Below are 24834 nucleotides of genomic sequence, written 5' to 3'. Positions count from 1 at the left end.
AAAGCCTGCTGAACGCAGGCTTTTTTGTGGGCGTAAATTACAGTACGGCGACAATCGCTTCGCACAGAGGCGCCATGTTGTCAGGCGTCATCCCTGCCACGTTCACGCGACCGGAAGCCACGGCGTATACGCCAAACTCTTCACGCAGACGCAGAACCTGCTCTTTGGTCAGGCCGCTGAAAGAGAACATGCCGTTCTGTTTGATGATGAAGCTGAAGTCACGGTCTGCGCCTTTCTCGGCCAGAGTATTAACAAACAGCAGACGCATACGCTGGATACGCTGGCGCATATCGTTCAGCTCTTGTTCCCAGATCGCGCGCAGCGCATCGTTGCTGAGAATGGTCGCAACAACGGACGCGCCGTGTGCCGGTGGGTTAGAGTAGTTCGCGCGGATAACCGATTTCATCTGGCTGAAGGCACGATCGACGGTTTCGTCGTTAGCCGCAACCAGCGTACAGGCACCTACGCGCTCATTGTACAGACCGAAGTTCTTGGAGTAGGAGCTGGCAACGATCAATTCCTGGTGCACGGCTGCAAAAGCGCGCAGGCCTTCTGCATCTTCTTCCAGTCCACGGGCGAAGCCCTGATAGGCGAAGTCAAACAGCGGCAGCCAGCCTTTCTCTACGGAGAGTTTAGCCAGCTGTTCCCACTGCTCAAGCGTCGGGTCGATACCGGTTGGGTTATGGCAGCAGCCGTGGAACAGCACCACATCACCCGCCTGCGCTTCGTTCAGGCTTGCCAGCAGGCCATCAAAGTCGAGAGCATGGTTTGCCGCGTCGTAGTAAGCGTATTCGCGCACTTCCAGACCTGCAGAGTTAAAGACGCTCTTGTGGTTCGGCCAGCTTGGGTTGCTCACCCAGACACGCTTAACAGAGGTGTTTTTCGCAAGGAAATCCGCTGCCACACGCAGTGCGCCGGTACCGCCTGGTGTCTGTGCTGTACGCGCACGTTTGTCACTCACAATTGCGCTACCTTTACCGAACAGCAGCTCCTGCGTGCAGCGACCAAATTCAGGAATACCATCAATACCGAGGTAGTTTTTGGTGGTTTCATTTTCCAGCAGATACTGCTCAGCTTTCTTAACGCTGGTCAGTACCGGAGTTTTGCCGGTTTCATCTTTATATACACCAATACCCAGGTTGATTTTGCCAGGGCGGTCGTCGGCACGAAACAGATCGGCCAGGCCCAGAATTGGGTCGGCAGGAGCGGCGGTAATGTTCTCAAACATGACGAAGTTCCATTGTGATTACAGAAGTGAAATCCGCTATCAGGTTAACGGTAGATTTACAAAATGCCAACCGTTTGCGACGAAAAGCGTGCGGCTTTTCAAAAGTCGCCATTATTTTCTGTCAGGCATAAAAAAACAGGGCCGAAGCCCTGTTCATTAAGCATATAACAAAGTGGTGTTCTGATTAGAACTGGTAGGTTACACCCACAGCAGCCATATCGTCGTTGCCATTCAGACCGCCAACCGCTTTCGCGTAGTCGGTGTCTTTGTCCAGCAGGTTGATGTAGTAGTCAGCCCACACGTTGAAGTTTTTGTTGAAGTAGTAAGTGGTACCCACCTGGATGAATTTAGCCAGGTCTGCATCGCCACCGCTGAAGCCGCCGACGGCAGCCAGGTCTTTACCTTTGGTCTGCACGTAGGAGATGGCTGGACGCAGGCCGAAGTCGAACTGGTACTGAGCAACCACTTCGAAGTTCTGCGTTTTGTTAGCAAAACCAGCATCACCGCTAGAACCGGTACGGGTGGTGTTACGGGTTTCTGCATAGGTGGTTGCCAGGTACAGGTTGTTAGCGTCATATTTCAGACCAACACCCCATGCTTCAGCTTTGTCACCCTGACCATCAGCTTTCTGGTTCAGAGTACGGTTAGCGTTGCTGTAAGATGCGATTGCACCGAAGCCTTCGCCGAAGTCGTAACCCAGGGAGTAACCTACGCCGTCACCGTTAGAGGTTTTAACGTCAGCACGGTCGTTTTTACCCTGGTACTGTACGCCCAGGCTCAGACCGTCAACCAGACCGAAGAAATCGCTGTTACGGTAGGTCAGCAGGCCGGTGCTACGGCTGGTCATAAAGTTATCAACGTAGTTACCGCCCCAGGTCATACCTGAGAAGGACGGTGCCATATCGGTGTATGACTCAACGTCGTAAACGATACCGTAGTTACGACCGTAGTCGATGCTGCCAGCGTCACCCGCTTTCAGACCGGCAAAGGCCAGACGGTTTTTGTTTTTCTGTGCAGTGTTTTCCGCATCATTGGCCATGAAGCGGTATTCCCACTGGCCGTAACCGGTCAGCTGGTCGTTGATCTGAGTTTCGCCTTTGAAACCGATCTGCGCGTAAGTTGCGTCGTTGTTGTTAGTGTTATCACCAGAGGTCACGAAATCGTGCTCGGCGTTAACTTTCCCGTAGAAGTCCAGTTTGTTGCCGTTCTTGTTATAGATTTCTGCAGCGTTAGCTGCACCGGCTACCAGCAGGGCAGGGATTACCACTGCCAGAATATTGCGCTTCATCATTATTTATTACCCTCATTGGTTTTTTTATGACACTCGCCACTGCCGTCAATAAATTCTGTCAATAAATATTTCCGGAACTATTGATGAGAGTTAGGTGTCTTTATGTATCTGACAGGCATCTTTCCATTCACCGAAGCGTTTCGCTAGCCTGAAAGTGCTACAATTCTCAAGATTGAGTTACAAAAAGAAAATATATGTAACTAAATGTGTATTTTTCGGAACTTTGTGAACCATCTCATATTTCAGAACGCCCTGGCGAATTAAACAGCAGATTGTTTCCTATATATATGAATTCCTTATGATTAATTTTGATAAAGGCAATTCCTATAAACAGATGTTAAACGATTCGTTTTTTCTTATGACCGAAAAAAGACTTCTGGATGGCTGAAAAAGTGGTTGAAAATTGTGCTAATGCTTGAGGGTGTAATAATCGCAATAAGAATAGGGTTTATTTTTTGTGGCTAGATGTTTCTCGGAAACAAAACGTAACAGGTAGTGGTTGTGACGGGGTGGTGCTTTAAAAACACTGACTTTGCGCTGACGAAAACTGACAGTGCAGAATAAAATAATGGCCAGCAAATGCTGGCCATGGTCTGTTTTTTTGCTCTTAGAAGCTCGCGTTACGTGGCGTACGCGGGAACGGAATCACATCACGCACGTTCTGAACACCGGTAACGTAGGCGATCAGACGCTCGAAGCCCAGGCCGAAACCTGAATGCGGAACGGTGCCGTAACGACGAAGATCGCGATACCAGCTGTAGTCCGCAGGATTGAGACCCATCTCTTCCATGCGCGCGTCCAGCACATCCAGACGTTCTTCACGCTGAGAACCACCGATGATTTCACCGATGCCAGGCGCCAGGACGTCCATCGCTGCGACGGTTTTACCGTCTTCGTTAAGGCGCATATAGAAGGCCTTGATGTCTTTCGGGTAGTTTTTAACGACAACCGGCGCTTTGAAATGTTTCTCGGCCAGATAGCGTTCGTGCTCAGACGCCAGGTCAACGCCCCAGTAAACCGGGTTCTCGAACTTCTCACCGCATTTCTCGAGGATCGCAACCGCGTCGGTATAGTCCACCTGCGCAAAGTCGGCAGAGACAAAACGTTCCAGACGGGCGACCGCATCGCTGTCTACGCGCTCAGCGAAGAACTTCATATCGTCCGGACGCTCTTCCAGCACCGCTTTGAAGACGTACTTCAGCATCGCTTCTGCCAGACCGGCGACATCGTCGAGGTTAGCAAACGCCACTTCCGGCTCCAGCATCCAGAATTCCGCCAGGTGGCGGCTGGTGTTGGAGTTTTCAGCACGGAAGGTTGGGCCGAAGGTATAAATCTTAGACAGTGCACAGGCGTAGGTTTCGCCGTTGAGCTGACCGGATACCGTCAGGAAGGCCTCTTTACCAAAGAAGTCTTTGTCATAGTCCACTTTACCTTCTGGGGTGCGCGGCAGGTTTTCCATGTCCAGCGTCGAGACGCGGAACATTTCACCCGCACCTTCCGTATCGGAAGCGGTGATCAGTGGGGTAGACACCCAGAAGTAACCCTGCTCATCGAAGAAGCGATGCAGCGCCTGAGCCAGCGTATGGCGCACGCGTGCCACCGCGCCGATCAGGTTGGTACGTGGACGCAGGTGCGCCACTTCACGCAGGTACTCGATGCTGTGACGTTTTGCCGCCATCGGGTAGGTGTCCGGATCTTCAACCCAGCCGGTCACTTCAATCGCAGAGGCCTGAATTTCGAAACTCTGGCCCTGACCCGGAGACGCCACAACCACGCCGGTCACAATGACGGAACAGCCGGTTGTCAGGTGCAGAACGTCATCATTGTAATTGGGCAGAGAATTATTAATGACGGCCTGTACAGGATCAAAGCAGGAACCGTCATAGACGGCGAGGAAGGAGATGCCAGCTTTAGAATCTCGGCGGGTACGCACCCATCCGCGCACGGTGACTTCCTGGTCAACGGCGACACGGCCCTGGAGTACGTCGGCTACAGGCACAACGCTCATAATATTCTCTCTGTTAATAGTCGGAAAAAATAAACACTTGTCCACCCTTATGGGGGGATATCTATGTTACCTGCCATCCGCTATCAGACAAGTAAATTTCGCAGTCAAAAGAGAAGAATTGAGAAATAAATAAGGGAAGGGAGCCCTTCAGGCTCCCGTAAGCGCTTAACTGGCTTTTTTGATCTGCGGGAGATCGAAGGCTTTGCGCAATGCGCGGACAAACGCTTTGTCATGGCAGATGGTTTTACCCGGGCTGTCGGAGAGTTTCGCCACCGGCTTGCCGTTACATTCCACCAGCTTTATCACAATATTCAGAGGTTTTACCTGAGGAATGTCGCAGGTCAAACGGGTACCAATCCCGAAGCTCAGGTTCACTCGGGTGTTGAAATGGCGATAAAGTTCAACCGCTTTCGCCAGGTCAAGATTATCGGAGAAAACCAGCACCTTGCTCATCGGGTCAATGCCGAGTTTTTGGTAATGGGCTATCGCCTTCTCGCCCCATTCAACCGGGTCCCCGGAATCGTGGCGTAACCCCTGATAACGCTCAGCAAACTCAGGTCCGAAGTCACGCAGGAAGGCATCCATCGTAATGCAGTCGGTGAGGGCGATCCCGAGTTGATTCGGGTACTCCTCAAGCCATGCGGCGAGAGCCGCGCGCTGGCTGTTAGCCAGATCCGGGCTGATTTGCTGATGCGCCTGGAACCACTCGTGCGCCTGGGTGCCCATCGGCGTCAGGTTGAGGCGACGCGCCAGGTCGTAGTTACTGGTGCCCACGAACCACGACTCCTGCTGCAGACGTTTAACGATGGCCTGCTGAACCTCGCGAGAGAAACGGCGACGGGTGCCGAAATCCATCAGGCGGAAGCGGGACATATCCAGCCCTTCGGTCAGCGTGGTGAAGGCTGCAAGTTTATTTTCCAGCGAGGCGACCGCCTGGGCGACGCCCATTTCCGGCGAACGGTAGCGGTGAGCCAACTCGCTGATCACTGCCAGCAGCGGCACTTCCCACATGATCACTTCCCGCCACGGACCTTCAAGGCGAATATCCAGCTTGCCGTTCTCGTTGGTCACGGTGACCTGCTCCGGCTTATAGCGGAAATCACGCAGCCAGTTCAGGTAATCGGTTTTAAAGAAAGGCAGGCCAGAAAGCCACTGGTATTCATCGTCCTGCAGCGTCAGATGCTGCATCGCATCGACCTGTTCACGAATGGAGTCTGCGTAGATACCGAGCAAATCGTCACCACGGCAGCGGAATTCCGCCGCGACGTGAACGTCATAGTAATGGTGGAAAACGGCTTGCTGCATATGCAGTTTATACGCGTCGGTATCCAGCAACGTATGCAGAACCGGAGAAGCGAATTGAGTCATAGGTGCGCTGTAGCATCCTCTCACGGGAGCGTTTAGTACAATAAACAACTCCGGAGTATACCTTGTTTAGTGATTTATTGAACCCCGATCACAACATAAGCACACTTTATGGTCGAGGGCATTTTGTGCCCCGTGTTATACAAATGTAGCGAAAAAGGTGTTTCTGCCTGAAAAGATGAACATTCTGCATAGCGCGTTTTGCGCAACAGGAATATATTGAAACGTTACTCGACAAACGATGCATAAGGTTTTCTATGACACAACAGCCACAAGCCAAATACCGCCACGACTACCGTGCGCCGGAATACCTGATTAGCGATATCGACCTGACGTTTGACCTGGATGCCACAAAAACCGTCGTGACGGCGGTGAGTCAGGTGACGCGCCACAGTGCGACTGCCGTGCCGCTGCGTCTCGATGGCGAAGACCTGACGCTGGTCTCCCTGCATATTAATGATGAACCCTGGTCAGACTATAAAGAAGAAGGCAACCAGCTGGTCATCGACAACCTGCCGGAACGCTTTACGCTGCGCATCGTGAATGAAATCAGCCCTTCAGCCAACACGGCGCTGGAAGGGCTTTACCAGTCAGGCGTGGCTCTGTGTACCCAGTGTGAAGCCGAAGGTTTCCGCCATATCACCTGGTACCTGGACCGCCCGGACGTCCTGGCGCGCTTCACGACAAAAATCATCGCCGATAAAACGCTTTATCCGTTCCTGCTCTCCAACGGTAACCGCGTCGGTGAGGGCGAACTGGAAAATGGTCGTCACTGGGTGCAGTGGCAGGATCCGTTCCCGAAACCGTGCTACCTCTTTGCGCTGGTGGCGGGTGATTTTGATGTGCTGCGCGATACGTTCAAAACTCGCTCCGGGCGTGAAGTGGCGCTGGAGCTGTTTGTTGACCGTGGCAACCTTGACCGCGCACCGTGGGCGATGACCTCGCTCATCAACTCCATGAAGTGGGACGAAGAACGTTTCGGCCTCGAATACGACCTCGACATCTATATGATCGTCGCCGTCGATTTCTTCAACATGGGCGCGATGGAGAATAAAGGTCTCAACATCTTTAACTCCAAATACGTACTGGCACGTACCGACACCGCTACCGATAAAGACTACCTTGATATCGAACGCGTCATCGGCCACGAGTATTTCCATAACTGGACCGGTAACCGCGTCACCTGCCGTGACTGGTTCCAGCTGAGCCTGAAAGAGGGACTGACCGTCTTCCGCGATCAGGAGTTCAGCTCCGATCTGGGCTCTCGTGCGGTAAACCGTATCAACAACGTCCGCACTATGCGCGGCCTGCAGTTTGCGGAAGATGCCAGCCCAATGGCGCACCCTATCCGTCCGGATAAAGTCATTGAGATGAACAACTTCTACACCCTGACGGTGTATGAGAAGGGCGCTGAAATTATCCGTATGATCCACACCCTGCTGGGCGAAGAGAACTTCCAGAAAGGGATGCAACTCTATTTTGAGCGTCATGACGGCAGCGCGGCGACCTGTGACGATTTTGTGCAGGCGATGGAAGATGCCTCTAACGTGGATCTCTCGCACTTCCGCCGCTGGTACAGCCAGGCCGGGACGCCGATTGTCACCGTTAAAGACGACTACAACCCGGAAACCGAGCAATACACCCTGACCATCAGCCAGCGCACGCCGCCAACCGCCGAGCAGGAAGAAAAACATCCGCTGCACATTCCGTTCAGCATTGAGCTGTATGACAACGAAGGCAAAGTGATCCCGCTGCAGAAGGGCGGTCATCCGGTACACCACGTACTGAACGTAACCCAGGCAGAGCAGACCTTTATCTTCGATAACGTCTATTTCCAGCCGGTGCCTGCGCTGCTGTGCGAATTCTCCGCCCCGGTGAAGCTGGAGTACAAGTGGAGCGATCAGCAGCTGACGTTCCTGATGCGTCACGCCCGCAACGATTTCTCCCGCTGGGATGCCGCGCAGAGTCTGCTGGCGACCTACATCAAGCTGAACGTGAACCGTTATCAGCAGGGCCAGCCGCTGACGCTACCGGTGCATGTAGCAGACGCATTCCGTGCGATCCTGCTGGATGAATCTATTGATCCGGCGCTGGCGGCTGAAATTCTGACCCTGCCGTCGGCAACTGAAATTGCCGAGCTGTTTGACATCATTGACCCGATTGCCATCGTGGCCGTGCGTGAAGCGCTGACCCGCACGCTGGCTGCTGAACTGGCGGACGAATTCCTCGCCATCTATAACGCCAATAAGCTTGATGCTTATCGCGTTGAGCACGCGGACATTGGTAAACGTTCTCTGCGTAACACCTGCCTGCGTTATCTGGCGTTTGGTGAAACCGAGCTGGCGAACACGCTGGTGAGCACGCAGTATCATAAAGCGGACAATATGACCGACGCGCTGGCCGCGCTGGCGGCGAGCGTTGCCGCTGAACTGCCGTGCCGCGATGCGCTGATGCAGGAGTACGACGACAAGTGGCACCAGGATGGTCTGGTGATGGACAAATGGTTCATTCTGCAGGCGACCAGCCCGGCGGCCGATGCGCTCAGCAAAGTCCGCAGCCTGCTGAAGCACCGTTCGTTCACCATGAGTAACCCGAACCGCGTACGTTCCCTGATTGGTGCGTTTGCCAGCAGCAACCCGGCCGCGTTCCACGCGGAGGACGGTAGCGGTTATCAGTTCATGGTAGAAATGCTGACCGAACTGAACAGCCGTAACCCGCAGGTGGCGTCGCGTCTGATTGAGCCGCTGATCCGTCTGAAACGCTACGATGCGAAGCGTCAGGCGAAAATGCGCGCCGCGCTTGAACAGCTGAAAGGGCTGGAAAACCTGTCCGGCGATTTGTACGAGAAGATCGCGAAAGCCTTAGCGTGATGTAAAAAAGCCCGGTGGGCAGGTAAAAGCAAAACGGCAACCCAGGTTGCCGTTTTTTGTGTTTTCTCCCTCTCCCTGTGGGAGAGGGCCGGGGTGAGGGCATCAGGCATTAGCCTTAACTCGCTGTAACTCCGTTCCCCCGCGCTTCATCACCCGATCCAACACCTCAGCTTCCAGTTCGGCCAGCCGCGCAGAACCCACGCGACGAGGCCGTGGAAGATCCACCGTCAGATCCAGACCAATTTTTCCGTCTTCTATTAACAGCACCCGGTCGGCCATCGCCACGGCTTCGCTGACGTCATGCGTGACCAGCAGAACCGTGAATCCATGCGTCTGCCACAGGGATTCAATCAGATCCTGCATTTCGATCCGCGTTAAGGCGTCGAGCGCGCCGAGCGGCTCATCAAGCAACAGCAGGCCCGGACGATGAATCAACGCCCGTGCCAGCGCCACGCGCTGCTTCTGCCCACCCGACAGCGCAGCAGGCCATTCACCGGCGCGGTTTTCCAGTCCGACGGCGGCCAGCGCCTGACGGGCTTCATCCCGCCAGTGTCCTTTGAGCCCCAGCCCGACGTTATCAATCACCGTCTTCCAGGGCAGCAGTCGCGCATCCTGAAACATCATGCGGGTATCGTCCTGAATAGTGGCCAGCGGCGTTGTCCCTGCCAGAATGTCGCCGCCGTTAGGGGATTCCAGTCCGGCCAGAAGGCGCAGCAGCGTACTCTTGCCGCCGCCGCTGCGCCCGACAATGGCCACAAACTGCCCGGCGGGAATATGCAGATCCAGCGCGTTAAGAATGGTGTTTTCGCCGTAGCGTTTGGTCACGCCGTTTAGCAGTAACGGTGTCCCCTGATTCAGTCGTGCCGTATTCATGCTTTCGCCTCCTGAAGGGTATACGCCGGGTTCCAGCGTAGCCAGCTGCGTTCCAGCCACTGGGCGCTGACGTCGGCCAGTTTGCCGAGCAGGGCATAAAGGATAATGGCAACCACCACGACGTCCGTTTGCAGGAACTCGCGGGCGTTCATCGCCAGGTAGCCGATGCCAGAGTTAGCCGAAATGGTTTCCGCGACAATCAGCGTCAGCCACATCAGGCCGAGGGCAAAACGCACCCCGACCATGATGGAGGGCAGGGCGCCCGGCAGGATCACGTGTAGAAAGAGCGAAAAACCCGACAAGCCATAGCTTCGCGCCATCTCCACCAGGCCGCGATCGATATTGCGGATGCCGTGCCAGGTATTAATGTAAATCGGGAACAGCGTGCCCAGCGCCACGAGGAAGATCTTCGCGCTCTCATCAATCCCAAACCACAGAATGACCAGCGGGATCAGCGCCAGATGCGGCACGTTACGCAACATCTGAATGGAGGTATCCAGCAGCCGCTCACCCCAGCGGGAAAGACCGCTGATCAACCCCAGCACCAGGCCGATGCTGCCGCCAATAGAGAACCCAATCACCGCGCGCCAGGAACTGATCGCCAGATGCTGCCACAGCTCACCGCTGACGCTCAGCGACCAGAACGCTTCTACAACGCCCTCAGGAGAGGGCAGAATACGGCTCGACAGCCAGCCGGTGGATGATGCGAGCTGCCAGAGAGCCACAATGCCGACGGGTAAAAACCACGGCGCGGCGCGCAGCAGCCATTTTTGTGAGGTGGCAGACATGGTCACTCCTTAGCTTTGCGCGGCTTTTCGAGGGATAAATTCGTTTGCCACCGCTTCTCCCTGCAGCTGAAGCTGCTGTGGCTGCGGTATTTCCGGGATGGCCACATCCAGATGCGGGAATAACAGCTCGCCCACTTTGTAGGCCTCCTCCAGGTGCGGATAACCGGAGAGAATAAAGCTGTCGATACCGAGGTCCGCGTATTCATTAATCCGCGCTGCCACGGTCGGGCCGTCCCCGACCAGCGCCGTGCCCGCACCGCCGCGCACCAGGCCAACGCCTGCCCACAGGTTCGGGCTGATCTCCAGCTTCTCGCGCTTGCCGTTGTGCAGGGATGCCATTCGGTGCTGTCCGACGGAGTCGGTTTTGGCAAACGCGGCCTGCGCCTTTGCGATGGTCTCATCGTCCAGATGGGATATCAGACGGTCTGCCGCCCGCCAGGCCTCTTCAGTGGTTTCGCGAACAATCACGTGCAGACGAATACCGAAGCGCACCTTGCGGCCATGGGCGTCCGCTTTTGCGCGCACCTGGGCAATTTTCTCTTTTACCAGCTCAGGCGGTTCGCCCCAGGTCAGATACAGATCGACCTGCTCGGCGGCCAGATCCTGGGCTACATCTGACGACCCGCCGAAATAGAGCGGTGGGCGCGGCTGCTGCACTGGCGGGAAGTAGAGTTTGGCGTCACGAACGTGAATATGCTTGCCTTCGAAGGTGACGGTTTCACCTTCAAGCAGGCGCCGCCAGACGCGGGTGAACTCGGCAGAAGCCTCATAGCGCTCGGTGTGGTCGAGGAACACGCCATCGCCTGCCAGTTCCTGAGGATCGCTGCCCGTCACCAGGTTAAACAGGGCGCGACCGTTGGAGAGTCTGTCCAGCGTTGCCGCCTGACGCGCCGCCACGGTGGGGGAGACCACGCCTGGACGTAACGCAACCAGGAACTTCAGACGCTGGGTGACCGGGATCATCGACGCGGCGACCAGCCAGGCATCTTCACATGAACGCCCGGTTGGGATCAGCACGCCGGTGAAACCGATGCGGTCCGCCGCCTGTGCAATCTGCTGCAGGTAGCCATGGTCAACCGGGCGGGAACCCTCTTCAGTGCCAAGATAGTGGCCATCTCCGTGGGTGGGTAAAAACCAGAAAAGATTCAGACTCATGATTTAGCTCCTTCTTTGCCTGCGGGTTGCCAGATGCGTTCGCGAATATCGACCTGTTTTGGCACCAGGCGGTTTTGATAGAAGAGGTCAGCGGTTTGTTGCTGTAGCGCGGCGACGTGCGCATCCACGGGTGAAATGGTGGTCGGCGGACGGTGGCTGAGGTAGCTCGCAATCACCGGTTCAGGTAAGCCCATGGTTTTCGCCAGCAGCGCAATACTTTCCTGACGCTGGCTTTGGGTCAGCGTGTCGGCCTGCGTAAAGGTATCCAGTACGCTCTGAATAAATGCGCCATTCTTTTCCGCGTAAGGACGCGCGGCGAGGTAGAACGAGCCGGTCTGCTTCAGCGTCGTGCCATCCTTCAGCACACGCACGCCTCCTTGCAGTAATGCTGCGGAGTAGTACGGATCCCAGATAGCCCAGGCATCAACATTCTTCTGCTGGAACGCGGCACGTGCATCGGCTGGGGTCAGGTAAACGGGCTGAATGTCCGTGAATTTCAGCCCGGCCTCCTGTAAAGCGCGCAGCAGCAGGTTGTGTGAACTGGAGCCTTTCTGAAAAGCGACCTTATGACCTTTTAAGTCGGCAACGCTTTTAATCTCGCTATTTTCAGGCACCAGAATGACTTCGGCCTTCGGTTTAGGCGGTTCAACGCCGACATAAACGAGGTCCGCCCCCGCAGCCTGGGCGAATATCGGCGGAATATCGCCTGTGCTGCCAAGATCGATACTGCCTACGTTTAAGGCTTCCAGCATTTGAGGGCCGGCAGGAAACTCGATCCAGGCAAATTTGGTGTCCGGGAAGCGTTTTTCCAGAAGCTGGTGACTTTTTGCCAGCACCATACTGACGCTGCCTTTCTGATAGCCAATGCGTAAACTGTCCGGCGCTGTTTCTGCGGCCTGAGCCAGCCCGGTCAAGGCCATCAGGCCAGCCAGCCCGAGGCGGGTTAAGGTTTTAAACATGTGCGACTCCTTGAGGCTGGCCAAACGCAGGTGCCTGGATATCCCGGCGATGCAGCGCGTGCCAGAAGGTTTCCAGCGCAGCATCGAGGCGCGTTTGCAGATTCGGCGTAAAGTGCGGCTTGTGTTGATAATCAATGACCTGCGAATCGTCCGCGAAAACCCCATGGAGAATCTCTTGTGCTTTCAGGGCATTCAGGACCGGTTTCAGGGCATAATCCACCGCCAGTAAATGGGCAACCGTTCCGCCCGTTGCCAGCGGCAGCACCACTTTGCCGTCCAACGCGCGCTCCGGCAGTAGATCGAGCAGGGTTTTCAGTGCGCCAGAAAAAGAGGCTTTATAGATCGGTGTCGCCACGATTAAACCGTCTGCCTCTTTCAGTTGCTCTGTGAGGGTTTTCAGCGCAGGGCTGTCGAAACGGGCGTACAGCAAATCTTCGGGTTCGAAGTTATGCAGATTCCAGTGGCACACTTCCACATCCAGCGCATTGAGCTTTTCACGGGCATATTCCAGCAGGGCGCTGGAACGCGAAGGGAATCGTGGACTTCCGGCCAGGGTAATGACGCGCATACTTCCTCCTTATAACCAATTGTTTGCTTTTATCTAACATTCATAACAATTTTCAGGAGTGTGACACCGCGCGGTTATTCCACTAAATGATTTATCTGCAATTAAAATGCGAAAAAGTGCATAAGAAAGAGATCGGGAGGTAAACGTTTGCGTTTTACGCTGATTTTTTTGCCGCAGGTCAATTCCTTTTCGCAGCGGGATCGCCCATAATCCCCTCCCGGTTTGCACACCGGGAATCCAGGAGAGTTCATGTACTACCCCTTCGTTCGTAAAGCCCTTTTCCAGCTCGACCCTGAGCGCGCTCATGAATTGACATTCCAGCAATTACGTCGCATTACCGGAACGCCTCTGGCGGCTCTGGTGCGCCAGAATGTGCCGGAAAAACCTGTGCAGTGCATGGGTCTGACCTTTAAAAACCCGCTAGGTCTGGCGGCCGGTCTGGACAAAAACGGCGAGTGCATTGATGCCCTGGGCGCAATGGGCTTTGGCTCCATTGAAATCGGTACCGTTACCCCGCGTCCACAGCCGGGAAATGATAAGCCGCGTTTGTTCCGCCTGGTGGAAGCCGAAGGGCTGATCAACCGCATGGGCTTTAATAATCTCGGCGTTGATCACCTGGTCGAGAACGTGAAAAAAGCCCATTTCGATGGGGTGCTGGGCATTAATATCGGTAAAAATAAAGACACGCCGGTTGAGCAAGGTAAAGATGACTATCTGATTTGTATGGAAAAAGTCTACGCCTATGCCGGTTACATCGCGGTGAATATTTCATCGCCGAATACCCCGGGCCTGCGTTCTTTACAATATGGCGAAGCGCTGGACGATCTTCTCAGCGCCATTAAAAATAAACAAAATGAACTGCAGGCGATCCACCATAAATATGTTCCGGTCGCGGTGAAGATCGCACCGGATCTTTCGCCTGAAGAATTGATCCAGGTTGCCGACAGTTTAGTTCGCCATAATATTGATGGTGTTATTGCGACCAATACGACGCTCGATCGCTCCCTCGTTCAGGGAATGAAAAACTGTGACGAAGCGGGTGGGTTAAGTGGCCGTCCGGTACAATTAAAAAGCACCGAAATTATTCGTGCTCTGTCTGCAGAATTAAAAGGGCGTTTGCCGATTATTGGTGTCGGCGGTATCGATTCGGTCATTGCTGCGCGCGAGAAGATGGCGGCAGGGGCATCGCTGGTGCAAATCTATTCCGGCTTTATTTTTAAAGGACCGCCGCTGATTAAAGAAATCGTTACGCATATCTAATCTTTTCTCTTAATCAGACAACCAGGGCTTTATTTCCAGCCCTGGTTGTTTTATATTCCGTCACTGTTGCTTATTTAGACATTCTGGTCTTTTATTAATGATGTTATAAACGAAGCGACAATCAGGACATTTTTAGTACAGGACGTTTGGGGACGGGAGAGAAACATGCGAATTAAACCTGACGATAACTGGCGCTGGTATTTTTGCGACGAGCACGATCGTATGATGCTCGATTTAGCCAATGGCATGTTGTTTCGTTCTCGTTTTGCCCGCCGAATGTTAACCCCGGACGCGTTTTCACCCTCGGGCTTTTGCGTTGACGATGCTGCACTTTATTTCTCCTTTGAAGAAAAATGTCGCGATCTGGTGCTCTCTAAAGAGCAGCGTGCCGAGCTGGTATTAAATGCGCTGGTGGCGATTCGTTTCCTGAAACCGCAAATGCCGAAAAGCTGGCATTTCCTGCCGCACGACATGAACTGGACGCCAGCAACGGGTGATGCGGCCAGCGTCAATCTGAGCGATACCGCCGAAGAGGTGAGTTTGTTAGTGGTGGAGCCGGGCGAAAATGCTGCGCTTTGTCTGCTGGCACAACCCGGCGTGACGATTGCCGGGCGTGTAATGCAGTTAGGGGATGCGATCAAAGTCATGAATGACAGGCTGAAGCCACAGGTGCGTGTCGATTCCTTCAGCCTCGAACAGGCGGTTTAAGCTTCCAGCTGTACGGATGTTTTCGGTACGCAGCTACAGCACAGAATTGTGCCGTCGTTTCCCACTGCCGATTTCTTCAGCGCTGTCACTTCTCCCTCTACCAGCTTGATGCGACAGCATCCGCAGATTCCCGCACGACAAGAATACGGTACGCGAATACCGGCCTGTTCCAGTTGCTCCAGCAGCACCTGCTGATTGTTGCCACGAATAATTTTGCCCTGCCAGTGAATATCCACGGCAGAGGCGACGTTCGTCTCAACTTCAACGCTTTCTTCTTCCTGACCGGCGCCGTACACTTTCGCAGGTCCGCGGGCGAGGATTTCGACCTCATCGCCCACGCGGATCACACCGCTGGAGCGGGGGATCAGGTTCTGGCCGAAATCGACATCGCCGTTATCCTGGGCGGTGCGGAACGATTGCAGCGTTTTCAGCGGTTCGCCAGAGGGGTGCTTTTGCCCTTTTTCCGGACTCACGGTGGTAAAGATACAGCGGCTGCACGGCTTGACGACATCAAAGATGACGCTACCAATGCGGATCGTTTTCCAGGTGTCTTCTTCCCACGCATCGGCACCGGTTACCACCAGGTTCGGACGGAACTGCTCCATCTGCACGCTGGCTTTACAGCGGTTTTGTAAATCACGCAGCGATGCCTCGTTGGTCAGCAGGAACGGGAAGCCGTCGGCGAAGGAAAGCGGAACGGCATCGTGGCGCTTCACGCGGCGCGTCAGTTCAGGCCCCACCCAGCGCAGCTGCACGTCGCGGGAAAAGAAGCCGCTTAGCCAGCGGTTAATCTCTTCCGGGGCGATGCGCGCGGTAAAATGGTTACCCCAGACTTCCGTTGGCGCGTCGACGGGCGCAAAATCAGCAAAGCGAATCACCGTGCTGGAACCGTCCGGCGCGGTCAAATGCAATCCGTCATGAAGCGGGGAAGGGGTAAAGCGAACCATCTGCGGGAACTGGCGCGCGGTGATGAACGTACCGTCAGGCTCGGTGATCATAAAAATACGATCGAAGGCAAATCCGCTCATGTCTGCCAGTGCGTGAGAAACGCCAATGCCGCGCATGGATTTCACCGGATGAATAAAAAGCCTGGATAACGTCGCCACTGCATACTCCCGCAAATGAAAATAAGCCTTCAACTTTATGACATACACGCCATATTAGCTATAATGCGCGACAATTTTCTAAGAGTAAAAGTGACGATATGAATTCTCTGTTTGCCAGTACGGCCCGTGGGCTGGAAGAGCTGTTAAAAACTGAACTGGAAGCCCTGGGTGCGCAAGAGTGCCAGGTAGTTCAGGGTGGTGTCCATTTTGAGGGCGACACGCGGCTTATTTACCAGAGCCTGATGTGGAGCCGTCTGGCGTCGCGCATCATGCTGCCGATGAAGGAGTGCAAGGTCTATAGCGACCTTGACCTCTATACCGGCGTACAGATGATCGACTGGACAGAGATCTTCACCCCAAATGCCACCTTTGCGGTGCATTTCAACGGCGTGAACGATGAGATCCGCAACAGTCAGTACGGTGCGCTGCGCGTGAAAGACGCCATTGTGGACTGCTTCACCCGCAAGAATAAGGAACGCCCTAATGTCGATCGCGAAAATCCGGACCTGCGTATCAACGTCTGGCTGAACGGCGACACGGCGAGCATTTCTCTCGATCTGAGCGGCGCGGGTCTGCATTTACGTGGCTATCGCGATCGCACCGGGATGGCGCCGATCAAAGAAACCCTTGCCGCAGCCATTGTGATGCGCTCCGGCTGGCAGCCGGGCACACCGCTGCTCGATCCGATGTGTGGTTCCGGTACGCTGCTGATTGAAGCCGCAATGCTGGCTACCGACCGTGCGCCAGGGCTGCACCGCGGTCACTGGGGCTTTAAAGGCTGGGCGCAGCATGATGAAGCCCTCTGGAAAGAGGTCAAAGATGACGCGCAGAGCCGTGCGCGTAAAGGCCTGGCAGAGTACACCTCGCATTTCTATGGTTCGGACAGCGACCCGCGCGTGATTGAACGTGCGCGAAGCAACGCCCGTCGAGCGGGTATCGGTGAGCTGGTCACCTTCGACGTGAAAGATGTCGCGAACCTGACCAACCCGCTGCCGAAAGGCCCGTACGGTACCGTCATCAGTAACCCGCCATACGGTGAGCGTCTGGACAGCGAACCGGCGCTGATCGCCCTGCACAGCCTGCTGGGCCGCAATATGAAAGACTATTTTGGCGGCTGGAATCTGTCTCTGTTCAGCGCGTCGCCGGAGCTGTTGAGCTGTCTGCAACTGCGCGCCGATCGTCAGTTTAAAGCAAAAAACGGTCCGCTGGACTGTGTGCAGAAAAACTACCATCTGGCAGAAAAAGCGGCGGACAGTAAGCCAACCGGCGTGGCGGAAGATTACGCCAACCGTCTGCGCAAGAACCTGAAGAAATTCGAGAAGTGGGCGAAACAGGAAGGGATTGAATGTTACCGCCTGTACGATGCCGACCTGCCGGAGTACAACGTGGCGGTTGATCGCTACGCCGACTGGGTTGTCATTCAGGAATATGCTCCGCCAAAAACCATTGATGCACAAAAAGCGCGCCAGCGTATGCTGGACGTGATTGCGGCCACCATCGCCGTGCTGGGCATTGCGCCGAACAAGCTGGTGCTGAAAACCCGCGAGCGTCAGAAGGGCAAAAACCAGTACCAGAAGATGGGCGAGAAGGGTGACTACATTGAAGTGGGCGAATATAACGCCCGCCTGTGGGTTAACCTGACCGACTATCTCGATACCGGTCTGTTCCTTGACCACCGTATCGCCCGCCGTATGCTCGGCCAGATGAGCAAGGGGAAAGATTTCCTCAACCTGTTCTCCTATACCGGCAGCGCGAGTGTGCATGCCGGCCTCGGCGGCGCGCGCAGCACCACTACCGTGGATATGTCGCGTACCTACCTGGAGTGGGCCGAGCGTAACCTGCGTCTGAACGGTTTAACCGGGCGCCAGCATCGCCTGATGCAGGCCGACGTGCTGGGCTGGCTGCGTGATACCGATGAACAGTTCGACCTGATCTTTATCGATCCGCCGACCTTCTCCAACTCTAAGCGCATGGAGGATAGCTTTGACGTTCAACGCGACCACCTGCGCCTGATGACCGACCTGAAGCGCCTGTTGCGTAAAGGCGGCACCATTATGTTCTCGAACAACAAACGCGGCTTCCGTATGGATCACGACGGTTTAGCAGCCCTGGGACTGAAAGCACAAGAAATTAGCCAAAAAACGCTGTCTCAGGACTTCGCCCGTAACCGTCAAATCCATAACTGCTGGTTGATTACCGCGGTCTGAAAGGAAAAGTAAATGTCTTTAATTAGTATGCACGGCGCGTGGCTCTCTTTCAGTGACTCACCGCTTCTCGATAATGCAGAGCTGCATATCGAAGATAACGAACGCGTCTGTCTGGTGGGCCGTAACGGCGCGGGTAAATCCACGCTGATGAAAATCCTCAACCGCGAGCAGGGGCTGGATGACGGCCGCATCGTGTACGAGCAGGATCTGATTGTCTCCCGCCTCCAGCAGGACCCGCCGCGCCATGTCACCGGCAGCGTGTACGACTTCGTGGCGGAGGGGATCTCTGAGCAGGCGGAATACCTGAAGCGCTATCACGAGATTTCGCATCTGGTCATGACCGACCCGAGCGACAAGAATCTCAATGAGCTCGCAAAAGTGCAGGAGATGCTCGATCACCACGGCCTGTGGCAGCTTGAAAACCGCATTAATGAAGTGCTGGCACAGCTTGGTCTGGAAGCGGATATGGAGCTGTCTGCGCTCTCCGGCGGCTGGCTGCGTAAAGCGGCCCTGGGCCGCGCGCTGGTCAGCGGGCCGAAAGTGCTGCTGCTGGACGAACCGACGAACCACCTGGATATCGAAGCCATTGACTGGCTGGAAGGGTTCCTGAAAACCTTCAGCGGCACCATCATCTTTATCTCGCACGACCGTTCGTTTATTCGCAATATGGCGACCCGTATTGTCGATCTCGACCGCGGTAAGCTGGTCACCTATCCTGGCGATTACGATACCTATCTGCTGGAGAAAGAAGAAAACCTGCGCGTGGAAGAGCTGCAGAATGCTGAGTTTGACCGCAAACTGGCGCAGGAAGAGGTCTGGATCCGCCAGGGCATCAAAGCCCGCCGTACCCGTAACGAAGGCCGTGTGCGTGCCCTGAAAGCGATGCGCCGCGAGCGCAGCGAACGCCGCGAAGTGATGGGCAGCGCCAAAATGCAGGTTGAAGAGGCATCCCGCTCCGGCAAGATTGTCTTCGAAATGGAAAACGTTAACTATCAGGTTGACGGCAAAGTGCTGGTAAAAGATTTCTCTGCTCAGGTCCAGCGCGGCGACAAAATTGCGCTGATTGGCCCCAACGGCTGCGGCAAAACCACATTACTGAAGCTGATGCTGAGCCAGTTGCAGGCTGACAGCGGCCGTATTCACTGCGGCACCAAACTTGAAGTGGCCTACTTCGACCAGCACCGCGCGGAGCTGGATCCGGACCGCACGGTAATGGATAACCTCGCTGAAGGTAAGCAGGAGGTCATGGTAAACGGTAAGCCGCGCCATGTGCTGGGCTACTTGCAGGACTTCCTGTTCCATCCGAAACGTGCGATGACGCCGGTTCGCGCCCTGTCCGGCGGGGAACGTAACCGCCTGTTGCTGGCACGTCTGTTCCTGAAGCCAAGCAACCTGCTGATCCTCGATGAACCGACGAACGATCTGGATGTCGAAACGCTGGAATTGCTGGAGGAGCTGATCGACGGGTACCAGGGAACCGTGATGCTGGTCAGCCACGATCGTCAGTTCGTTGATAATACCGTGACCGAGTGCTGGATCTTCGAAGGGGAAGGGCGAATTGGACAGTATGTGGGCGGGTACCACGATGCAAAAGGGCAGCAGTCACAGTCTCTGGCGCAAAAGCAGTCAAAGTCCAAAACAAGTGCTGAACCTGCTGTAACAAAAGCAGAAACAGTCAAGAAAAGCTCGGCTAAACTAAGCTATAACCTGCAGCGCGAACTGGAGGGGCTTCCTCAGCGTCTGGAAGAGCTGGAGGCGGCGCTTGAAGATCTTCAGGCACAGGTTGCTGATGCCTCATTCTTTACCCAGTCGCATGACTATACTCAGAAAGTATTGGCTGAACTGTCCGCGGCTGAAAAAGCCCTGGAAGAAGCATTTGAGCGCTGGGAGTACCTTGAGTCTCTGAAGAACGGCGCATAAACAGGGATAACATATGTGTGACCAGCACCATGCCGACAGGCATATATTATGCTCGCAATGCGATATGCTCGTGGCGTTGCCAGAGCTGGGTCACGGACATAAAGCCCTGTGTCCACGTTGCGGCGCAACGCTGACGACCGAGTGGGACGCGCCAAGGCAGCGTCCCACTGCTTACGCACTGGCGGCATTATTTATGCTGCTGCTCTCCAATCTCTTCCCCTTCATCTATATGAAGGTGGGGGGGATGACAAGCCAGGTGGATCTGCTTGAAATCCCGGGCGTGATGTTCTCGGAAGATTACGCCAGCCTCGGCACCTTTTTTCTGCTGTTTGTCCAGATAGTCCCGGCGTTTTGCCTGGTGGTCATTCTTCTGCTGGTCAACCGCGTCAGGATGCCGACATCACTGAAAATCCGGCTCGCGCGTGTCCTTTTCCAGCTCAAAAGCTGGGGGATGGCTGAGATCTTTCTGGCCGGGATACTGGTCAGTTTCGTGAAGCTGATGGCGTATGGCGATGTCGGGATTGGCAGTAGCTTTGTGCCCTGGTGCCTGTATTGCGTCCTGCAGCTGCGCGCCTTCCAGTGCGTGGACAGGCGCTGGGCGTGGGACGATATCGCTCCTGCACCGACGCTTGCACAGACGGTGAAGGTCGGTGTGCCGGGTATCCGCCAGGGGCTGCGTTCCTGCCCGTGCTGTACCGCCGTGCTGCCCGCCGATCTCGACGTGTGTCCGCGCTGCGAAACGAAAGGCCACGTCCGTCGCAAGAACAGCCTGCAGTGGACAATGGCGCTGCTGGTGACATCCGTCATGCTGTATCTGCCCGCCAATATTCTGCCGATTATGATCACCGACCTGCTCGGTGACAAAATGCCCTCGACGATCCTCGCGGGGGTGATCCTGCTCTGGGGCGAAGGATCCTACCCGGTCGCCGGCGTGATTTTCATCGCCAGTATTATGGTACCCACCTTAAAAATGATCGCCATTGCCTGGCTCTGTTGGGATGCAAAAGGTCACGGAAAGCGCGACAGCGAACGCATGCATCTGATTTATGAGGTGGTCGAGTTTGTTGGTCGCTGGTCAATGATCGACGTGTTTGTGATTGCCGTTCTCTCTGCGCTGGTGCGGATGGGCGGTTTGATGAGTATTTATCCCGCGATGGGGGCTTTAATGTTTGCGCTGGTCGTGATTATGACCATGTTTGCGGCCATGACCTTCGACCCTCGTTTATCGTGGGATCGTGAGCCTGAATCAAGCCATGAGGAAGAGTAAGAGCATGGAAAATAAGAGTGGAGAGGCGAAAGTGCAGAAGGTCAAAAACTGGTCACCGGTGTGGATTTTCCCCATCGTGACGGCGCTGATCGGTGCCTGGATCCTGTTTTATCATTACAGCCATCAGGGACCGGAAGTGACGCTGATTACCACCAATGCCGAGGGGATTGAGGGCGGTAAAACAACCATCAAAAGCCGCAGCGTGGATGTGGGCGTGGTGGAAAGCGCAACCCTGACCGACGATTTAACCCATGTGGAGATCAAGGCGCGCCTGAATGCCGGCATGGAAAAACTACTGCATGGCGATTCTGTTTTCTGGGTGGTTAAACCGCAGGTGGGGCGTGAAGGGATCAGCGGCTTAGGAACGCTGCTTTCAGGTGCCTATATTGAACTCCAGCCGGGAACAAAAGGTAACCAGCCGGGGCAATATCAGCTTCTGGATTCACCGCCGCTAGCTCCGCCGGATGCAAAAGGTATCCGCGTGATTTTAGACAGTAAAAAAGCGGGTCAGCTCACGGCGGGCGATCCGGTGCTGTTCCGCGGTTATCGTGTGGGTTCGGTTGAGAAAAGCACGTTTGACCCACAGAAAAGGTCCATCAGCTATCAGCTGTTCATCAATGCACCTAACGATCGTCTGGTCACCAGCAATGTCCGTTTCTGGAAAGACAGCGGCATCGCGGTCGATCTGACCTCGGCAGGCATGCGTGTTGAAATGGGCTCCCTGACAACGCTGTTTGGCGGTGGCGTAAGTTTTGACGTGCCGGAAGGTCTGGATCTGGGGCAGCCGGTTGCGGAGAACACTGCTTTCCGCCTGTTTGACGATCAAAAAAGCATTCAGGATGCGCTCTACACCGATCACGTTGACTTCCTGATGTTCTTTAAAGACTCCGTTCGTGGCCTGCAGCCGGGGGCGCCGGTTGAGTTCCGCGGCATTCGTCTCGGTACGGTTGGGCAAGTACCGTTCTTTGTGCCTGGTCTGCAGCAGGTCCTGGATGATGATTACCGCATTCCGGTGCTGATTCGTATCGAACCAGAACGTCTGATCAACCAGATTGGCGAGAACCAGGATATTGCCACGCATATCTCTCAACTGATGGAACGTGGTCTGCGCGGGTCGTTGAAGACCGGCAACCTGGTGACCGGCGCGCTGTATGTGGATATGGATTTCTATCAGAAAGCACCGCCGATTACCGGCATTCGTGAATTCGGTGGTTATAAAATCATCCCAACCGTGAGCAGCGGACTGGCTCAGATCCAGCAGCGTCTGATGGAAACGCTGGATAAGATTAACAATCTGCCGCTGAACCCAATGATTGAAGCCGCGACAGGTTCGTTACATCAGAGCCAGGCGACGATGCAACGCCTGCAAACCACGCTGGATAACATCAATAAGCTCACTGCAAGCCAGAGCATGCAGCAGTTGCCGCAGGATATGCAGAAAACGCTGCGCGAGCTGAACCGCAGTATGCAGGGCTTCCAGCCAGGCTCGGCGGCGTACAACAAGATGGTGGCAGATATGCAGCGTCTTGATCAGGTCTTGCGCGAACTGCAGCCGGTTCTGAAAACGCTCAACGAGAAGAGCAACGCGCTGGTGTTTGAAGCGAAAGATAAAAAGGATCCTGAGCCGAAGAGGGCGAAACAATGAAAAAATGGCTAGCGATTGTAGGAGCGATGGTACTCACGGCCTGTAGCTCAGGCAGTGAAACGAAAAGCTACTATCAGCTACCGCTGATGGCGCAGGCAGGTACCCAGAGTACCGCTTCGCAAGGCAACCGTCTGCTGTGGGTTGAGCAAGTTGCCGTGCCGGACTACCTGGCCGGCAACGGGGTGGTCTACCAGACCAGCGATGTACAGTACACCATCGCCAACAATAACCTGTGGGCCAGCCCGCTGGATCAGCAATTGCGCAATACGCTGGTGGCAAATCTGAGCAGCCAGCTTCCGGGCTGGGTTGTCGCTTCCCAGCCACTGGGTAGCGATCAGGATACGCTGAACGTCACGGTAACGGGCTTCCATGGTCGGTATGACGGTGCCGTTATCATCAGCGGAGAGTGGCTGCTGAATCATCAGGGACAGCTGATTAAACGTCCTTTCCATCTGGAACTGAAGCAGCAGAAAGATGGCTATGATGAAATGGTGAAAGTCCTTGCTCAGGGTTGGGCGCAGGAGTCAGCCAGTATCGCCAGGGAGATTTCCCGGCTGCCATAAGTAAAATTCATCATCAAAAACCGCAGTTAGCCTGTCGCTGATTGCGGTTTTTTTTTCGTTTTGGCTTCAGGTTGTTACTTGTGCCGGGTCACACTTTTTGTACAAATGATCTTCTGGCTAGCTCACAAATATGACACCCGTATGAATTTTGAACATTGACGCTGCAATGAATTCGGGGTATTCGTTATCTGTGCCTGTACATTTAGTGCAGACACTGTTTTCTTTCCACCAGACAAAAAAATGAGGGAAACGAGGCATGAAGAGACAGAAACGAGATCGCCTGGAACGGGCTCATCAACGTGGTTATCAGGCCGGCATCGCTGGACGTTCTAAAGAAATGTGTCCTTATCAGACGATAAATCAAAGGTCACAATGGCTTGGAGGCTGGCGAGAAGCCATCGGCGACAGGGCACTCATTGCCTGATAACGTCTCTTTAAAGAAAGAAACCTCCGCACTGCGGAGGTTTCGCCTTTCAGGGAGGGCTTAACGCAAAATCAGAATGCGGAAGTGTCCTGGAACAGGCCAACTTTCAGGTCGTTCGCGGTATAGATCAGACGACCATCTACCAGCACTTCGCCATCCGCCAGGCCCATAATCAGGCGACGGTTAACAATGCGCTTGAAGTGAATACGATAGGTCACTTTCTTCGCTGTAGGCAGAACCTGGCCGGTGAATTTCACTTCGCCCACGCCCAGTGCGCGGCCTTTGCCTTCACCACCCAGCCAGCCCAGATAGAAGCCAACCAGCTGCCACATGGCATCCAGGCCCAGGCAGCCAGGCATTACCGGATCGCCAATGAAGTGGCAACCGAAGAACCACAGGTCCGGGTTGATATCGAGTTCTGCTTCTACGTAACCCTTATCGAAGTTGCCGCCGGTTTCGGTCATTTTCACGACACGGTCCATCATCAGCATGTTCGGGGCCGGTAACTGTGGGCCTTTCGCGCCAAACAGTTCACCGCGACCAGAGGCAAGAAGATCTTCTTTTGTATAGGATTCGCGTTTATCTACCATGTTCTCAGTAAGCCTTATTTTAGTGAAGGACGCAGGATA

20 protein-coding genes are annotated in these 24834 nt (G+C 54.9%); 9 read left to right on the top strand and 11 right to left on the bottom strand.

From position 1 onward, the window contains the following. Positions 1-37: 37 nt before the first annotated feature. From aspC to pncB, 4 genes are all read right to left on the bottom strand, one after another. Positions 38-1228, bottom strand: coding sequence for an aspartate transaminase (gene aspC, locus O1723_RS13950; protein ID WP_014883232.1), 1191 nt, complete (start codon positions 1226-1228; stop codon positions 38-40). A 184-nt stretch (positions 1229-1412) separates the two neighbouring features. Next, positions 1413-2519 carry a porin gene (locus O1723_RS13945; protein WP_014883233.1) on the bottom strand — a complete coding sequence of 369 codons (1107 nt, stop codon included), beginning with the start codon at positions 2517-2519 and terminating at the stop codon, positions 1413-1415. Positions 2520-3126: 607 nt separating this feature from the next. Further along, positions 3127-4527 (bottom strand): asparagine--tRNA ligase, encoded by a 1401-nt coding sequence (asnS, locus tag O1723_RS13940; protein WP_014883234.1) that lies wholly within the window; start codon positions 4525-4527, stop codon positions 3127-3129. A 165-nt stretch (positions 4528-4692) separates the two neighbouring features. Continuing rightward, the gene (pncB, locus tag O1723_RS13935) at positions 4693-5895 is read right to left on the bottom strand and encodes a nicotinate phosphoribosyltransferase (RefSeq protein ID WP_014883235.1); all 1203 of its coding nucleotides are present in this window, start codon (positions 5893-5895) and stop codon (positions 4693-4695) included. Positions 5896-6149: 254 nt separating this feature from the next. Here pncB and pepN point away from each other — a divergent pair, with 254 nt between their 5' ends. Further along, the gene (gene pepN, locus O1723_RS13930) at positions 6150-8762 is read left to right on the top strand and encodes an aminopeptidase N (protein WP_014883236.1); all 2613 of its coding nucleotides are present in this window, start codon (positions 6150-6152) and stop codon (positions 8760-8762) included. A gap of 102 nt (positions 8763-8864) precedes the next feature. On the opposite strand, the gene ssuB is transcribed toward pepN, so the two are convergent. Genes ssuB through ssuE form a run of 5 tightly spaced genes read right to left on the bottom strand, consistent with a single transcriptional unit; the run spans position 8865 to position 13105 of the window. After that, positions 8865-9635, bottom strand: a complete 771-nt coding sequence (gene ssuB, locus O1723_RS13925) for an aliphatic sulfonates ABC transporter ATP-binding protein (protein WP_014883237.1) — start codon at positions 9633-9635, stop codon at positions 8865-8867. Next, the gene (gene ssuC / locus O1723_RS13920; RefSeq protein ID WP_014883238.1) at positions 9632-10423 is read right to left on the bottom strand and encodes an aliphatic sulfonate ABC transporter permease SsuC; all 792 of its coding nucleotides are present in this window, start codon (positions 10421-10423) and stop codon (positions 9632-9634) included. The genes ssuB and ssuC overlap by 4 nt, the downstream gene beginning before the upstream one ends. A gap of 9 nt (positions 10424-10432) precedes the next feature. Beyond that, a complete protein-coding gene (gene ssuD, locus O1723_RS13915) occupies positions 10433-11578 on the bottom strand; it encodes an FMNH2-dependent alkanesulfonate monooxygenase (RefSeq protein WP_014883239.1) in 1146 nt (381 codons plus the stop codon). Next, on the bottom strand, positions 11575-12537 hold the full coding sequence (locus O1723_RS13910) for a sulfonate ABC transporter substrate-binding protein (protein WP_014883240.1): 963 nt from the start codon (positions 12535-12537) through the stop codon (positions 11575-11577). Before O1723_RS13910 ends, ssuD begins: the two co-directional genes overlap by 4 nt. Continuing rightward, on the bottom strand, positions 12530-13105 hold the full coding sequence (gene ssuE, locus O1723_RS13905) for an NADPH-dependent FMN reductase (protein ID WP_014883241.1): 576 nt from the start codon (positions 13103-13105) through the stop codon (positions 12530-12532). Before ssuE ends, O1723_RS13910 begins: the two co-directional genes overlap by 8 nt. 249 nt (positions 13106-13354) lie before the next feature. Here ssuE and pyrD point away from each other — a divergent pair, with 249 nt between their 5' ends. Together pyrD and zapC are read left to right on the top strand one after the other, a co-directional pair. Continuing rightward, on the top strand, positions 13355-14365 hold the full coding sequence (pyrD, locus tag O1723_RS13900; protein WP_014883242.1) for a quinone-dependent dihydroorotate dehydrogenase: 1011 nt from the start codon (positions 13355-13357) through the stop codon (positions 14363-14365). 165 nt (positions 14366-14530) lie between these two features. Continuing rightward, the gene (gene zapC, locus O1723_RS13895) at positions 14531-15073 is read left to right on the top strand and encodes a cell division protein ZapC (RefSeq protein ID WP_014883243.1); all 543 of its coding nucleotides are present in this window, start codon (positions 14531-14533) and stop codon (positions 15071-15073) included. On the opposite strand, the gene O1723_RS13890 is transcribed toward zapC, so the two are convergent. Continuing rightward, positions 15070-16179, bottom strand: coding sequence for a YcbX family protein (locus tag O1723_RS13890; protein WP_248190784.1), 1110 nt, complete (start codon positions 16177-16179; stop codon positions 15070-15072). The two genes, zapC and O1723_RS13890, sit on opposite strands and share 4 nt — an antisense overlap. A 98-nt stretch (positions 16180-16277) precedes the next feature. Here O1723_RS13890 and rlmKL point away from each other — a divergent pair, with 98 nt between their 5' ends. The 6 genes from rlmKL to rmf all read left to right on the top strand — a co-directional run bounded on the left by rlmKL (position 16278) and on the right by rmf (position 24205). Beyond that, entirely contained in the window at positions 16278-18386 is a 2109-nt protein-coding gene (rlmKL, locus tag O1723_RS13885; RefSeq protein ID WP_023332608.1) for a bifunctional 23S rRNA (guanine(2069)-N(7))-methyltransferase RlmK/23S rRNA (guanine(2445)-N(2))-methyltransferase RlmL, read from the top strand. Positions 18387-18398: 12 nt separating this feature from the next. After that, a complete protein-coding gene (locus tag O1723_RS13880; RefSeq protein ID WP_014883246.1) occupies positions 18399-20306 on the top strand; it encodes an ABC transporter ATP-binding protein in 1908 nt (635 codons plus the stop codon). A gap of 13 nt (positions 20307-20319) precedes the next feature. Continuing rightward, positions 20320-21573 (top strand): membrane integrity-associated transporter subunit PqiA, encoded by a 1254-nt coding sequence (gene pqiA, locus O1723_RS13875; RefSeq protein ID WP_014883247.1) that lies wholly within the window; start codon positions 20320-20322, stop codon positions 21571-21573. Positions 21574-21577: 4 nt separating this feature from the next. Beyond that, positions 21578-23218, top strand: coding sequence for an intermembrane transport protein PqiB (gene pqiB / locus O1723_RS13870; protein ID WP_014883248.1), 1641 nt, complete (start codon positions 21578-21580; stop codon positions 23216-23218). After that, positions 23215-23781 (top strand): membrane integrity-associated transporter subunit PqiC, encoded by a 567-nt coding sequence (gene pqiC / locus O1723_RS13865; RefSeq protein WP_014883249.1) that lies wholly within the window; start codon positions 23215-23217, stop codon positions 23779-23781. Before pqiB ends, pqiC begins: the two co-directional genes overlap by 4 nt. Positions 23782-24037: 256 nt before the next feature. Beyond that, positions 24038-24205 carry a ribosome modulation factor gene (gene rmf / locus O1723_RS13860; RefSeq protein ID WP_013097261.1) on the top strand — a complete coding sequence of 56 codons (168 nt, stop codon included), beginning with the start codon at positions 24038-24040 and terminating at the stop codon, positions 24203-24205. 71 nt (positions 24206-24276) lie between these two features. Here rmf and fabA read toward each other — a convergent pair whose 3' ends face one another. After that, positions 24277-24795 carry a bifunctional 3-hydroxydecanoyl-ACP dehydratase/trans-2-decenoyl-ACP isomerase gene (fabA, locus tag O1723_RS13855; RefSeq protein WP_000227926.1) on the bottom strand — a complete coding sequence of 173 codons (519 nt, stop codon included), beginning with the start codon at positions 24793-24795 and terminating at the stop codon, positions 24277-24279. Positions 24796-24834: the final 39 nt, after the last annotated feature.

This window comes from Enterobacter cloacae complex sp. HYC080_NIDB (genome assembly GCF_056673325.1).
The sequence above is the reverse complement of the archived record's forward strand: the minus strand, read 5'-3'. Positions and strand labels throughout refer to the sequence as shown.